This is a genomic window from Faunimonas pinastri (assembly GCF_900110915.1).
Classification (GTDB): domain Bacteria; phylum Pseudomonadota; class Alphaproteobacteria; order Rhizobiales; family Afifellaceae; genus Faunimonas; species Faunimonas pinastri.
Map to the genome: position 1 here is coordinate 24,541 of NZ_FOFG01000014.1, position 13,131 is coordinate 37,671.

Annotated in this window: 17 protein-coding genes; 3 read left to right on the forward strand and 14 right to left on the reverse strand. The window is 59.0% G+C overall.

Annotation, left to right across the window (positions count from 1 at the left end; all coding sequences use genetic code 11):
* Positions 1-192 precede the first annotated feature (192 nt).
* Positions 193-528: a virulence factor gene (locus tag BMY25_RS16250; protein ID WP_092498474.1), complete on the forward strand. Its 336-nt coding sequence runs from the start codon at positions 193-195 to the stop codon at positions 526-528.
* A 118-nt stretch (positions 529-646) separates the two neighbouring features.
* Here BMY25_RS16250 and BMY25_RS16255 read toward each other — a convergent pair whose 3' ends face one another.
* The 6 genes from BMY25_RS16255 to BMY25_RS16275 form a co-directional block, all read right to left on the reverse strand.
* A complete protein-coding gene (locus BMY25_RS16255; RefSeq protein WP_092498476.1) occupies positions 647-1,099 on the reverse strand; it encodes a hypothetical protein in 453 nt (150 codons plus the stop codon).
* Between the two features lie 495 nt (positions 1,100-1,594).
* Positions 1,595-2,182 carry a hypothetical protein gene (locus BMY25_RS20510; protein ID WP_143062008.1) on the reverse strand — a complete coding sequence of 196 codons (588 nt, stop codon included), beginning with the start codon at positions 2,180-2,182 and terminating at the stop codon, positions 1,595-1,597.
* Between the two features lie 612 nt (positions 2,183-2,794).
* Positions 2,795-3,142 (reverse strand): hypothetical protein, encoded by a 348-nt coding sequence (locus BMY25_RS16260; protein WP_092498478.1) that lies wholly within the window; start codon positions 3,140-3,142, stop codon positions 2,795-2,797.
* Positions 3,143-3,394: 252 nt separating this feature from the next.
* On the reverse strand, positions 3,395-3,625 hold the full coding sequence (locus BMY25_RS16265; RefSeq protein ID WP_092498480.1) for a hypothetical protein: 231 nt from the start codon (positions 3,623-3,625) through the stop codon (positions 3,395-3,397).
* 472 nt (positions 3,626-4,097) lie between these two features.
* Complete coding sequence (locus tag BMY25_RS16270) at positions 4,098-5,096, reverse strand: hypothetical protein (protein WP_092498482.1); 999 nt, start codon at positions 5,094-5,096, stop codon at positions 4,098-4,100.
* 1,328 nt (positions 5,097-6,424) lie between these two features.
* Entirely contained in the window at positions 6,425-6,844 is a 420-nt protein-coding gene (locus BMY25_RS16275; protein ID WP_143062009.1) for a hypothetical protein, read from the reverse strand.
* Positions 6,845-6,942: 98 nt separating this feature from the next.
* Here BMY25_RS16275 and BMY25_RS20885 point away from each other — a divergent pair, with 98 nt between their 5' ends.
* The gene (locus BMY25_RS20885) at positions 6,943-7,119 is read left to right on the forward strand and encodes a hypothetical protein (RefSeq protein ID WP_177176901.1); all 177 of its coding nucleotides are present in this window, start codon (positions 6,943-6,945) and stop codon (positions 7,117-7,119) included.
* Positions 7,120-7,151: 32 nt separating this feature from the next.
* On the opposite strand, the gene BMY25_RS16280 is transcribed toward BMY25_RS20885, so the two are convergent.
* The 5 genes from BMY25_RS16280 to BMY25_RS16305 all read right to left on the reverse strand — a co-directional run bounded on the left by BMY25_RS16280 (position 7,152) and on the right by BMY25_RS16305 (position 9,845).
* Positions 7,152-8,099: a DUF4238 domain-containing protein gene (locus tag BMY25_RS16280; RefSeq protein WP_092498486.1), complete on the reverse strand. Its 948-nt coding sequence runs from the start codon at positions 8,097-8,099 to the stop codon at positions 7,152-7,154.
* A gap of 321 nt (positions 8,100-8,420) precedes the next feature.
* The gene (locus BMY25_RS16290) at positions 8,421-8,807 is read right to left on the reverse strand and encodes a hypothetical protein (RefSeq protein WP_092498490.1); all 387 of its coding nucleotides are present in this window, start codon (positions 8,805-8,807) and stop codon (positions 8,421-8,423) included.
* Complete coding sequence (locus tag BMY25_RS16295; RefSeq protein ID WP_092498492.1) at positions 8,804-9,094, reverse strand: hypothetical protein; 291 nt, start codon at positions 9,092-9,094, stop codon at positions 8,804-8,806. Before BMY25_RS16295 ends, BMY25_RS16290 begins: the two co-directional genes overlap by 4 nt.
* On the reverse strand, positions 9,091-9,489 hold the full coding sequence (locus BMY25_RS16300; RefSeq protein ID WP_092498494.1) for a hypothetical protein: 399 nt from the start codon (positions 9,487-9,489) through the stop codon (positions 9,091-9,093). Before BMY25_RS16300 ends, BMY25_RS16295 begins: the two co-directional genes overlap by 4 nt.
* On the reverse strand, positions 9,486-9,845 hold the full coding sequence (locus BMY25_RS16305) for a hypothetical protein (protein WP_092498496.1): 360 nt from the start codon (positions 9,843-9,845) through the stop codon (positions 9,486-9,488). The genes BMY25_RS16300 and BMY25_RS16305 overlap by 4 nt, the downstream gene beginning before the upstream one ends.
* A gap of 109 nt (positions 9,846-9,954) precedes the next feature.
* Here BMY25_RS16305 and BMY25_RS16310 point away from each other — a divergent pair, with 109 nt between their 5' ends.
* Positions 9,955-10,206, forward strand: a complete 252-nt coding sequence (locus tag BMY25_RS16310) for a hypothetical protein (protein WP_092498498.1) — start codon at positions 9,955-9,957, stop codon at positions 10,204-10,206.
* A gap of 345 nt (positions 10,207-10,551) precedes the next feature.
* On the opposite strand, the gene BMY25_RS16315 is transcribed toward BMY25_RS16310, so the two are convergent.
* From BMY25_RS16315 to BMY25_RS16325, 3 genes are read right to left on the reverse strand one after another with little or no spacing between them, the layout of a single operon-like run.
* Positions 10,552-11,862, reverse strand: a complete 1,311-nt coding sequence (locus BMY25_RS16315) for an RtcB family protein (RefSeq protein WP_092498500.1) — start codon at positions 11,860-11,862, stop codon at positions 10,552-10,554.
* Complete coding sequence (locus tag BMY25_RS16320) at positions 11,859-12,320, reverse strand: hypothetical protein (RefSeq protein WP_143062010.1); 462 nt, start codon at positions 12,318-12,320, stop codon at positions 11,859-11,861. The genes BMY25_RS16315 and BMY25_RS16320 overlap by 4 nt, the downstream gene beginning before the upstream one ends.
* Positions 12,321-12,325: 5 nt before the next feature.
* Entirely contained in the window at positions 12,326-13,084 is a 759-nt protein-coding gene (locus BMY25_RS16325; RefSeq protein ID WP_092498504.1) for a hypothetical protein, read from the reverse strand.
* Positions 13,085-13,131: the final 47 nt, after the last annotated feature.

Sequence of the window (13,131 nt, forward strand, 5' to 3'; positions counted from 1 at the left end):
CAACCCGAATTGTTGATTTGCTAATCGGCAAATCAGCTATAGTTCACATTGGACGACATTCGAGAGGGCATCCCAATGCGGAGTGCAGCGCTGCGGCGGCCAGCGTCATCCACGTCCAGGCCGGAAAGACAAAGACCTTCCATCGGGCACAACTCCATCTGGAAGACCTCTTCGGAGGGAAAGGCAGGGAGAATGTACGCAATCGCATTCGACATGGATCAGGAGGCGCTAGCTGCGCACTATCCAGGTAATTCTCCTAACAACGCTTATGAGTCCGTGCGCCGAGTTTTGGAGCGATTCGGTTTTCATCGGCAGCAAGGAAGCGTTTATTTCGGCAACGATACCGTGACGCCGGTCACATGCGTCATGGCAGTGCAGGCGATGCAGAAACGGTATCCTTGGTTCGGGAAGGCCGTTTCCGACATTCGGATGCTTCGCATCGAAGAGCACAGCGATTTGCTTCCGGCGATTGCGGAACTGGAACTTGAATTAGAAGAGCCAGACGCGAATTTTGCTACCTCAGCTTAGGTGCTGTGGCGTGCAAGAGAACGAGCCGCATTTCTGCGACAGGGCGCCCACAGGAGAAGCATAGCCGTGTTGTCGTTCAGAGTATGACCGTTATCGGGGCAGAGTTCGTCTGCTTGAGCTAAAAGCCTGCTTCCTTGCTGGCCTTGTCAATTGCGGGAAGCCAAGTGCGCAGGCTTTTATCCTTCAATTGAAGGACGCTTTCACGATCAAGGATCGAGTCCTTGTCAACAAGGACCGATTCGCTCATTCCAATAGCTCGCATATTGCGCTGGGAATCCGTCTCGTTTGCCAGACGCAGCAACCCGCGTCCTGTATAATACGCAAGGTCCGTGCAAAGCCCTTTAGCTTTGTCGCTCTTCTCATAATCTCCGAGAGCAATCCCTTCGATGTAGCAGGCAGCTTCCCAAATGCGGAACCGGGTCTTCCCTTCAGCCCATCCTAAGGGAGATAGGGGAAAAAGCCATTTCCAGCACGCAATAAGCATCCACCCGAAAGCTCCATAGATGGACACTATTCCCCCGACGGTCAAAAGCGGCCAGCCGATCCAAGGCGGCAGGGTCGGGATCGTCATGGGAAGAACCCACGAGCAAAAGGTGATTCCCCGCAATGCAATCGTTTTGTGCCAAGCCCTCATACCGACAGGTTTGCATTACGACTGACTTCATTGCGAGTCATCTCCGCGCGAGCTGCGATCAGGTGGTTCCGAATATTCAAATTGAGCGAACGAGCTCCTGAGCGCCGGAGATGTCGGGAATGTTGCGGGATGTTGGGTGAGCCAAGGCTAGGAACCGCGGGTTCCTGCGGGCGCCAAGGATAGGTCACCGGAAGAGAGGCGAGCCAGAAGGCATCCCCCTGGCACACGCAAAATTTTTCTAGGACATCGACCCCTGTGGCGGGGAAGTCACGCGCAAGCACACCACCAATCCCACTCGCAACGCGCTCGCATGTGACTCGAAAGTCACACGCTCTAGAACGCTTTTAGAAGCTCACTGACAGCGATTTAGCGAATGAGCTACGAGCGTAGCAGAGAGCGCTAGAAACGCTCTCTGTGTCGCTCTGTGATCGTTTATTGCAGCTTCGCAAGCAGCGCTTTCGTCACGTCGCTTTCTGTGTTGAGCGTGTAGCAGATCGCATTGCTTTCGTCGCGCGTTTCGCGAAGCACATCGAACATTTGCAGCGCATTGATTGAAGATGACGACTGCGTTGAAGCAGTATTAGCAGCGACGTGTTTCATGTACTTAACAATGATCTTTTCGCGCTTTGCATCGCTCTTGCAAGACATAGAGCACGCGCTGATAGCGTCTTTGTGTGTCATGCGAAGTTCTGCGTTCTGAAATGCTTGCGCAGTCAGAAGAATAGCGCGCGTGTAGTGATTAAGCTGCGCTGCGCTTGCGCAAGCGCGAGCAACGTTGATGACTTTTTCAGAGGCATACACGTTGAAGCGTGCATTGCTACGTTCTGCGCGATTGATGAAAGTAGCATCGACGTTTGCAGCGAGCATGATGCTTGCGATTGCGTCGTGATCGACGCTCTTTTTCATCGTCGCGAGCGTGTTTTGCATCGACGTGTTTTCGCTATTCTTAGCGCTTTCGTAAGTAGCGCGAGCGTCGAAAGCGGCGATGAGCGAAGCGCGGTAGGCAGTGACGTCGGACATGGTGTTCTCTCTGTGTTTGTTATGTGTCGTTATCGACAAGATGCAGAATAGAGCTTTGACAGAACGGGTCAAGCACAAGAACGCATAGCTGTGATGCATAAATATGTGAGATAGTGCGTTGACAGAGATAGCGCAAAATGCAATTGTGTTTTCAGAGATTGAGAGGAGCGAACGATGAAGCGAACGGATGACACGAGCTGACCGAAACGGCGCAAAAGCCACAGTGGCCCAGGCGCCACATCCCAGCCCCGATCGGCACCGCGCCAGACCGCGGACCCCAGTGGCTCTTCCGCCACAACACCCCAGCCCTCCTGCCCACGGCGCCCCGAGGCGCCCCATGTCCGGCCCGCGGTTTATGCCATGGCTCTCCATGGCGCCGTTCCGCGGATCCCACTGACCCAAGCCGTACCTAAAATCCGCGCCGCCCGGAGATTTCGCCCTTCCCGGGCCATGAAATCCAACCCATGCGTGCTCATGGCGAGAAGCTGGCGAGACCGTGGCGAATATGTGTCCCTGAGAGCCCCATGGGGCACCGGGGAGCAACCGGCACCATGGAGCCCCGTAGACGCGCTCCGAAGAGAAGGGGCGCCGTAGCACCCCTCCCCTGTCGCGTCAGATCGCGACGTTCAATCCCATCTCGATGGCGAGCGCTGCAGCGGCGTCGTTGGCGCGCTGCGTCTTGGAGCGGCGGCGAAGAATGGCGACCCGTTCGCGCTTGCGCTCCGAGATGAGCCTACGCGCTTGCTCCCGCACGTCCTGCATCGTGATGCCCTCGGGGCAAGCACGCTCGAAGCGAACCCAGAGCTTCGCCCACTGATCGCGAGCCCGATCGCAGAGCAGCTCCTGCTCCGCCGTCTGGCGCACGCCGAAGACGATCTCAAACGAGCTGTCCATGAACTCGATGTAGTCAGCGGCGCGGGTGATGACAGAGGGGGCGACGAGAGTGATGCGGGACGACATTTGCTTGCTCCGTGTTCGTGTCGTTTTCGACATCGTCACTGTCGCGCGTCCGCTTCTGGGATGCGGGCGGGAGCGGATGGCGCGTGCGCGCTCCGGAGACGCTTGGGAGGTCATGGCCGCGGGAGACGGCGATCGCCGGCGCCATGGTCATCCATGGAGCGCCACGGCCTGAGTTTCACGGACCATGGCGGCCTGCGGAGAAAAGACCTGGCCTGGCCTCGAGAGACCAGACCGGCCTATGGTGCGTGGACCTCAGTAGCCCCAGGGGCTCAGATCGGGGATGCGCCCGAACCGTCGGTGGTACTTGCGATAGGTCTTGGCGATCAGCGTCGCCTCCGAGAGCATCATGGAGCGTTGCTCATGGGCGATGTGGCGCACATAGGCGCCGAACTCGTCGCTCCAGGTCTGAACCCGAAGCTGCCACCGGAAGAGCTTCCTGGGGTCGCGCTCCAGGCGAACGATGATGGAGGTCCGCGCGCTCATCAGCGGACGCTCGCGAGGACGATGACGAACGTCAGGAAGAGCACGGTGCAGGCGAACAGATCGGAGTTCACATAGCGCCAAAGCATCAGGTCGGCGGTGTTGAGGAACTTCTTCATCTGCTATCTCCGTCCAGTCAGTGTTGACTGTCAGAGTGTCGCGCAGCTCGAGACGGGATGCGGTTGGCACCTGGTGGGATCGCAAGTGGCTTCCCATGGAGCTCCTGGGAGCCCCGTGGAGCGCGTTTGTGCCTTGGAGCCCCACCGATGCCCTCGGGACGCCATGGAACCCGCCCTGGGGCCCCTGAGTCGCGGCAGAGCCATGGAGGAACGTCGTTCCTCGGGTCCCACTGACCCAAGCCGTACCTAACCGCGCACGCGACCGTACCTGGTTTCCGCCTGGCGCGGCAGCTCCATGGGATCCTCGTGCCGCGAAAAAGGGACGCCGAAGCGTCCCTTCTCCATCCCTCCTTTCGTTACGCTGCGAGGAGCTCCTCGATCTTCCGGGCGACCGGGGTATCGGTCACGCGGTAGACGGGGTTGCGGGTCGAGCCCTGGACCGAGACGGCGCCGATCGTCTGCAGGGCCTGCATGGTCGAGGAGGCTTGCGTGGGCGCGGTCGAGGCGGAGACCGTGTGCGAGACCAGGTGCTTCCTGAGCGCCGCTTCCACGCGGACCTTGTCGGAGGCTGCAGCCTTGGCGAGCTCACCGGTGAAGTCGAGGCCCGCGGCCCGGAAGCGGAAGAGCGACTTCATGCAGGCGATGTTGATGGCGTTGGTCAGCGCCCCACCTCCGAGCATGGAGGCGATGTCGGCGAACTTGCCGATGGCGTAGACGTTGTAGCGGGACCCGTCATGGCGCGACCCGTTCATGAAGGCGGGGTCGATGTTGGCGGCGAGGAGGACCCTGGCGACACCGGGGCGGACCATCTTCTGCCGGGCCGACTTGAGGGTGCGCTGAATGTTGGCGTTGTCCTCGTTCTTCCACTTCTCGAAGTCGGCGCGCTCGTCGATCTCCTTGCCGATGGCGTGCAGCATGGTGTCGACCTCTTCCTCGTCGACGGCGTCGAGCATGGCGTCGAAGGTCTCCGGCTCGTTGTTGCCCTCGGCCTGCTCCTCCTGGACCTCGTGGATGGCCTCGGGTTCCTGGACCTCGATGGCCTCGAGGTGGAGGACCGCTGCTTCCAGGTCCTTCTCGGAGACGGGCTCGTCGCTCTCCGGAGCGGCTTCCGGTTGGGCCTCGGTCTCCAGGGTCGCTTCGGCGACTTCCTCAGCCGAGAGCTCGATGGTAGCAGGTTCGTCCTGGGGCGCAGCGGTGTCGGCGCTCTCCGGAGCGATGATCTCCATCGCGTCTTCGGCGATCGTCTCGACGACGGGCTGACCCTCGGCAACGATCTCGGAGACCGCGTTGATGAGTTCGGCGTCGCTCAAGGCGGCGACGGTGGCGGATGCGATGTTTTTCTTGCGACGTGTCATAGTATTCTAGTCCTCTGCGTTGCTCAGCGCTCGTTTGCGTCGCTGACAAGTATCAATTTACTGATTGAGGCTAGGGGTACTACTGGAACGTAGTGGGACGTTTTCTTTCTTATTTCGCGCCATGGTGTACACACGCGCGCACGTACTCTATATATAAGCAATCACCTGCGCCGCCCGACCATGGTATGACTTGAAGTCCCATGGTTCACCTTGGTGAGGATCTCCACGCCGGATGATGGCTTTCCTCGGAAGTGTGGATGAGGACCTCCATGGCACCCCGAGGCAGATCATGGCTCTCCATGGTCTCGAGGCTATTCCGGGAATCCTGGAATGAGGACAATCCATGGGGCGCCATGCCGATGAGGCTTTCGCCATAGAGGTTCATGGGGCGTGGCGCGTGTGGATCGCCATAGTGAGGACGCCCGTGGAAGCGCGGAAAGTCCGTACCAGGTCCCGCCTCTACCGGGACATGCGTCCGTACCTAATTTCCGGCTGAGCGGCGAACCATGGAGAAATGCCGCCAAAAGAAAAGGCGCTCCGAAGAGCGCCTTGAGAGTTGAAGCGCGGGTGTCGAGGCCGCGCAAACACAGAGTGTCCGGCGAAGCTGCTCGGTGAGCGTCGTTCGCTGAACAAGATCGTTTATAGCTGATCGAACGAGGCTGTCACGAGGGAGAAGGCGGATTTTCGAGGATGAGGCTTTCAAAGAGGACGTCGCCGGTCCCTCCTCTAGATCCACACCCTCACGCATCTATTCCCCACACACGGGCACACCTCTGTCCCTCTATACGCGGTCACTCTCTCTTGGGGTCTCTGGTGCGCATTCCGGAGAGTCTCTACCTCTTTGGGTATGGTGATGCCCAAGCCCTCGCGCTCAATAAGTAGATACTTACGTATATATATTATTAGAAGACGCGGCTTTGGGCATTCGTTGGTTTTCTCACTCTTCCGGAGATGGTCGCGCTCTCTGTCTCTCTTAGGCAGAAGCTGTCAGTCTCTTCCGGGAGCGATCGTTTTCGATGCTATTTTCCGGGCTCAGATGCGTTTCGCTCGAATGTTCCCTTTCTTGAAACATTTGGATTTGGGAAATCGCGGAGTTCTGGGCTTTTGATGATGTTGCAACGGGTGCTATGGGTTTCGGCTGTAACTTAGCTGAAACATAGCACCAACATTTCATATACATAGCCATCAAGACGTAATTAGTCGTCTGATGGGAAATGTTTCAGGCGGCCTGAGGGTTTGAGACCTGCCCTCGGCCGTGGCCTGATGGACCAGTACCTGTGTTCGGTGGACTAGAGCGTGGGTCAATGATGGCTGATGTCGAACCGGTCTCAGCTCTTCCGGTACTTAGTGGGGTCGCTCATACCGAGGCCGCGGCCCTTCGCGTCGAAAGCCTTCTCGTATATCAGGTGCAGCTTCGCTTTCTTGGTGCCGTCCCGGAATCTCTGGCCGCTGTCCGTAAATAGCACGCTGTCTCCGTACATCTCGTTCAGCTTGTCGATCTCGGCGGTGAGGCCAGCCGTGTGTGCCTGCTCGACATCAAAGTGCAACTGAAGGCGATCGGCTCTCGCCTTTGTGCTCTCAAGCTCGGAGCGGAGTTGATTGATGGTCTGAGCCTGCTCACGAATATACCGATTTGCCTTCTCGATCTCAGCATTGGCCTTGTGGATTTGAGCGACGGCCGTGTTGAAGTCCCTATCGCCGTTCTGCCGCTCAATCATTGCGCCGATGAACATATCTTCGCTGATCATTGTCTCCACCCACCCAGCTTGGCCCATTGCTGAGGCAGCCTACGATAGCTATGGCAATTGCCTCAACTCGACTGGGTGAACTTAGTGAAGGATATTGGATGATCGATCTGCAGAGGCTGTTGAAGAGACTGAAGGACGAACAGCGGCGCCTGGTGCTTGCCATGGCGAAGATTGACGCCCTGCCCTCTCATACGGACGTGAAGAAGGTGGCTGAGCTGGAGAACGCGATCCTGGCGGTCTCCGCTGTCATCGAGGAGCAGAAGAGCGGATCTTAGGCGTTTATAGCTAAATCTCGCTATAAACGGGTCTAAATGCCTTTGCGAGTTCGGTCGATCTTTCGCCTCTCCTCAAGGTAAAGAGCTAACGTTTTCGCTTTTGCGGTGCCAAGATGCTCTTTCATGAGTTCATCCTGCTCCCGATCAGATGCGTACCCGAACTGCTCAGCTTGCCCGATCACGTCCAGATTCATCGTTCGGGCAAGTCTCCAGCTTGGAAGTTGCCGAAGGCGCTCCAGTGTCATTTCGTGTCGATAAGCTACGAACAGTCTTGTTGGGCTGATTGGCATCAGCAAGTAACTATCCGGATTAACCAAGACAACGGTGTAAACAACTGGCCGATCAGATGTTACGAAATGATAATTGTGTCGAAGCTCCAGAGAGACCCATTTCATCGCTTTGATTGTTGTGATGACCTTTTGGTTCGACACCAGACTTTCGTAGGTTTGGAAAGTAGCTCGCTCGGACCACGCATCCTTCCTTGAATCCCAGAACTCATCCGCACTCGTCGGTTGATCCGGCGTCCGACTGAGCTCGTATCTAGCTCTCATCTCAGGAGTGAGATTGTGCCAGTCCTCTTTGATTGTTCTTCGAAAGTTTTCGAGATCGGCAGGGTGACGAAAGATCATCGTCATAATGAACTTGGACCAGGCAAGCCTTAGCCGATCTGGAAGTATAGAAGGTGCGGGAGCTCGTAACAGAAAGTCGAGCGCCTCTGACGCCGCGGTGTCCACTGGCTCGAAGAAACGCTTCTCTAGGCTGGGAGCTGAACCGTCTAGCGAACTGTAGCCGAGTTCCTTGTAGCCCGTTCCACCTGGAGACCTATACTGAGAATTGACCACTCCGCTGTAGACACGCTGGTATTGGACAAGCCTCCGATTAGGTGCGTTCCAGCCCTTAAGGTAGAACTCGGGAACGAAGTGATGTTTACGGGAGGGATCATCTTCCACCTTCAATTCATCACCGCCCGACAAAGCCAAAGTTGCTCTCCTATTTCATTTAGCAGGGAGCGAGCGCGCGATTGCTCGCTCATCTCATACCAAAATGCATCTCTGGGTCTTCATCTTCGTCGGTGCCGTCGGAGACTCCTTCCGGAGTGTAGCCGGGCAAGCGGGACTCGATGCAGCTATGCGGGAGCGTCTCAGCAATTTCCTCGAACGTATAATGGTGCTGGCCGTCAACAAGTGGCAAGCGCTCTCTAACGGTAAGCTTTGTCCAATTTGGCAGGTTCTTGCACTCTTCACAGTGGACGGAGCTTGAGATCGTGCGCACTCGAGCGCCAGGGTTGTAGAAAGGCGTCATCAAAATACTCCCCATTCCTTGTTTGCCAGGAGCTCCGGCGTGGGCTCGACGCGCTCGGGCTCGATCTTGAGATTAAGCCTACGGCGCACCGCGGCGAAGTCTCTCTCCAACGCTCTCTCTGCCTGCTCGATCTTAACCGACACGCCTGGAACGATCTCCTTGGGTGGGAGTCCATTCAGCTCGCGCACAAAGGTCTGAACGTAGTCGACGGCCGCTTTCATGCTGTGAAACCATTCCCGCGGCGGAGCCTTCCCATCGCAGAAGAGGCGAAACTTCCGAGAGGTCGCGAGCGCGTCCATCTTCCGGTAGCGGCGCTCGTCATCCTTGACGATCTCGAAGGTATGTCCGCCCTGCTTCCAGCTTCCCTGGCTCTCAGGTGTGATCATCGACCTTCCTCATGGACGCTGATGAAGCGCTCGCGAATTTCGGCGCTGGTGACGAAGTTCATGTATTCCTGGACGCGGTTCTGCACGTCGAGCGTTCGGCATCGCACCTCCACCGCCACGTTCTGGTGGTGCTCCATGAGGCTGCAGTAGGCTTCCTCGGCGCGCAGACAGACCTCGCGCTCGTTGTCGCCGGAGATGAGGAGCTCTTCCTCGTCGACCAGGCGATCGGGGCGCGACTTGAGGATCCGCACGTTGATCGGATGCTTGAAACCTGGTCTGTGGCTCACCCTGTTCCCTCCTTCATGTGCGCGACCATCTCAGCCTCACTCTCGAAGACCTGGTCTCGGTTCCGCATTTGTTCTGAATGCCACAAACCGAGGAAATTCGCCAGCCGAGGAAGCCGATTGGGGTTACCGAGCTTCTCCAGCATGATGAGGGCACCGGCGCAGAACTGATCGTCCGGGCCGGGCTCATAGGGGCGATAGGTGTCGTCCCAGTTCTCCTCCTCGACCTGCAGCTCCTCATCCCACCGATCGCCGCTGATCGTCTTGTGGCAGGTGAAGCTAGCGTCTTGGCGCACGATGCTGTCCAGGATGTCCTGGGCGCGCTCCGGATGTAGATAGCCCTGAACGTCCCGACGGAACGGGCAATCCTTACAGGGCGCGACCAGGTTGAACTTCAAAACGGCGACTTCCCACCACCGAGGGTGAACTTGAACCTTCGCGCCAGCTCCTCAGCTTCCTGAGAACCGAGTGTCTCATTATCTTCGAGATAGTAGCCGCCCCATCTACCTCCAGGGCCGAATTGCCGATGAATGAGGAGCTTCTGACCGGCGTACCCAATGACCCATTGCGCCTCTTCGTCGGTTTCGCTCACCGGCACCTGTCCGGCGTTCTCGAAAGGTCGCAGAGCTTCGCGCGCCGCCTCGAGTGCCGCTTGGATCGTTCGCTGCTCCTCGGATGGTGCACCTTCAGCGAAGATTTCCGCAACCCGGCGAAGAGTAGCCAGGTGATGGACGTCGATCTCAACCTTGCTCATGGTCCCTCTCTGCTCTCGTGATCTTCAACTCTCGCACGTCTGCGTGAGGATGTCGGCTGGCACAAGCAGGAGAATTGACTCTCGCCATGGACTAGAACAAACATGGAACATGATCCCTGAAAACATCCGGGCGTGCCAGAGCACCGACGTTCCGATCTGCGTGGAATGCCTGAACTGTCACCATAAGGCGGTCATGGAATCCGAGTACCTGCTCTCCCGGTCTGCCAGATTGCACCCGGACGTCAGTCTGGTGCATGTCTCGCGTCTGCTGAAGTGCGGCGACTGCGGTTCCAAGGCGCTGAAGGTCTTCCGGCCGCCGGATCGTGACGCTGCGGCCGACTTTATCGCGACAGAGCTTTAGAAGCTCACAGAGACGCGCTTTTTGCGAGCGCTACAACGTGACGTGAAAAGCGTTTCCGTCGCTCAGTGCGCGTCTCTGCGCGTTCACGACGCTGTTCCGATCGCTTCGCTCGATTTGTCGAAGCAGATGATCTCTTCCCTGAACTGCGTACAGGCGCGATTTATGTCGTGGGCGCAGTCTCGGCAGTAGTAGGCGCGCGTGGAGATGTTGAACCAGGTCGCGCCGGGGCGTTGGCAGGCCGTGCGATTGCACGACCCGCGAAAGAGGCCCTTGTCCAGCTTCAGTCCGGACGTGGACGTTTCGGGGTGCCGGAGACGGCGGTGAGGCGATCGGCATAGCGACCCATTACTTCTTCCTCCAGGGCTGGGGCTGATCACCCGCCATGATCGAGCCATAGGGGAGGATCTCGTCGACGATCTCGGCGAGCCCGTAGTGGGCGATCTGCGACCGCACCGTCGCCGCGCTCTTGTAAGCATTGGGGTGCTCCGAGAAGTCCGGCGTCCCGCAGAAGGACCTGACGTCAATATGCTCGGGCCAGGCCGCCGGCGCGGACTCCTTGAGGAACTGGGTCCGGCTCATGTTGCGCCCCGCCCCATGCGGAAGGAAGCCGAGGCCGTTGGCTGCGTCCGTTCCGCGGGTGATGAGGATCGGCTCCGCCATGTTCAGCGGAACGATGGTCCGATCGTACTCCGCCCAGCCCGGGGTCGCGCCCTTCGCATGGAAGAAGGTGTCGCCGCGCTGGAAGATGAAATTGTGCTCGTTCCAGAACCAGTCGTTGATCGGGAAGCCGATGAGCTGGTGGATCTTGAAGTGGCTCTCGCGGGTCCAGTCCTTGATCGCCTGCAGCGCTTCCCAATAGTCCTGGCCCTCCTTCGTATCGAAGGGGATCCAGGCCGCAGCCTTGGGCACCTCGGGCGCCAGCTTCTCGCGAAAGCGTTCTGCGTCCTGCATACCGGCCTTGTAGAGCCTGGCGCCGGGACCGCGCGAGCCGTGGTGGGTTACGACGACCGTATCGCCCGTGCTCTGGAGCGTGCCGACGTAGAGGAAGTGGTTGCCATCGCCCTGGGTGGCGAAGTGCGAGATCATGGGCTGCAGGTGCCACTGCAGGAAGCGATTACGCTCGAAGCGGTCCATCACCTCGGCCGAGGGCTTGTGCTGATCGCGCTGCTGACGGCCGCCGGGGCCGAAGTGGGTCACGGTCATCGCCCGATCGAGCACTTCCTTCGGGTCGACGCGGCCGAGATTGGCGACAGCTACTGAGCAGCAGATGTCGGCTGAGTGGAAGCCGGGATGAATGGCGCCCTTCACCGCAACCACGCCGCCAACCGGGATGACGCCGGCCGGGCAGGCATCGGGCATCACCGCGCCGGCTTCAACCGTCGGTACGCGCATGAGCTCCTGCATCGTGGCGGAGACGGCAGCGATGTTGTCCGCGTCCCCCTCCCCTTCCGCATGGATGTTGAGGTGAAACGCGACCTCGCCAGCGGCTCGAAGGCCGCGCGGCTCGACCGGTGGCGGAACGTGTTGGGCGATGATCGCCCGGATCTCCGCCTCGGTGGCGCCGTGCGCTTCCGCATCATTGGCGTCGTGGAGCGCGGCGCCGAACCACGATGCGGGCTGGTAGCCCCACTCGATGAGGGTCTTGCCGGTGATCATTCCTGGTCCTCGTAATTCTCAGGGTGGAGTTTCTGATCGGTCTTGTCCGCGCAGCTCGGGCATTCGCCATCGAAGCCGTCGCCGCCGTCCTCGTATTGGGCGCCGCAGGTGCGGCAGAGATCCTCGTTCTCTTCCTCGGCGGCCTGCGTTCGCTCGCATTCCTTGCAAAGGCCGCTGTCGGCCCGTTCATCAAGCGTCCATTCGCCGTTGCAGCACTCGCAGACGAAGGTCTCGCTCGGCACCCACACCCAGGCACTGACCCACACGCCGTTTTCGGCATTGGAGACGATCGGATCATCATCGATTTCCAGATCGTCATCGGCATAGCGCTCTCGCGCAATCGCGATTTCGCTTTCGGCGGCGGCCGCCTCGCTTGCGGTGGCTTTGTAGCGTTCGGTGACGGACGCGAGCGCGGGCACGAAGGCGATCAGCGCCGCCTCTTCCTCGGTGATGCGCACGAACATCAGCGGGTCTCCCCAGGGTTGCCGAACGTGTGCAGGGCGTGTGCCTGGTCAGGGTAATCGCTGGGCAAGCCGAAGGCTCGAAGCGCTGCCTGTAGGGCCGTCTGCACGTCGCTCCAGTCCACGTCTTCCGGGTCGTTGCAGTAGGTGTTCACCAACGTCCGACACGCAACCTGCGCCGCGGAGTCCGCGATCAGCGGCAGGTCGTCAGGAATGCTAGCCGGATGCGCGAGGAGCTCGGTGTGCTTGTTGATCGCCGGCGCTCCGAACTGAGCCCCGAAGATGTCCTGAATGACCGGGTCGCACCAGACGGGGCGGCCGCCGGTGGTGCGGGCCCATAGAGTGAGGCCGCCAAAGTCGAAGTCGATCCGCTCGCCACGCTGCTCCAGGTGATAGGCCAACCAGTCGGTGACGACCCAGCATTCCGAAGTGTCGGCATCGTTTAGATCGATGCCGTATTCCAAACAAAGATCTTCCCAGCCGGTTTCATCCGTGGGTGACGCGGAAGCGGCTGTTTCTTGCTGATGATGAACGAACAAGCCATCATCTACCAACCATCCGCAGGAACGAGCTGCCTTCTCGTAGGCTTGCGGAAATCCGGCGAACTTCATGGCTCGATTGCAAAGTCGGGCCAATTCAATCCGGTCGGTGACGCGGTGAGTGTTGATGTCGACCAGATCGTCGCCCTGTGCCAGAGCGAGCATCAAATCGGAAACATCGGCGAGCGTGTGGGCCCGCACCATCTGCTCGACGGAGCGCATTTCTCTCTCTCTCCAGAACTAACGTCTTGATTTCGTTGACCTTACGC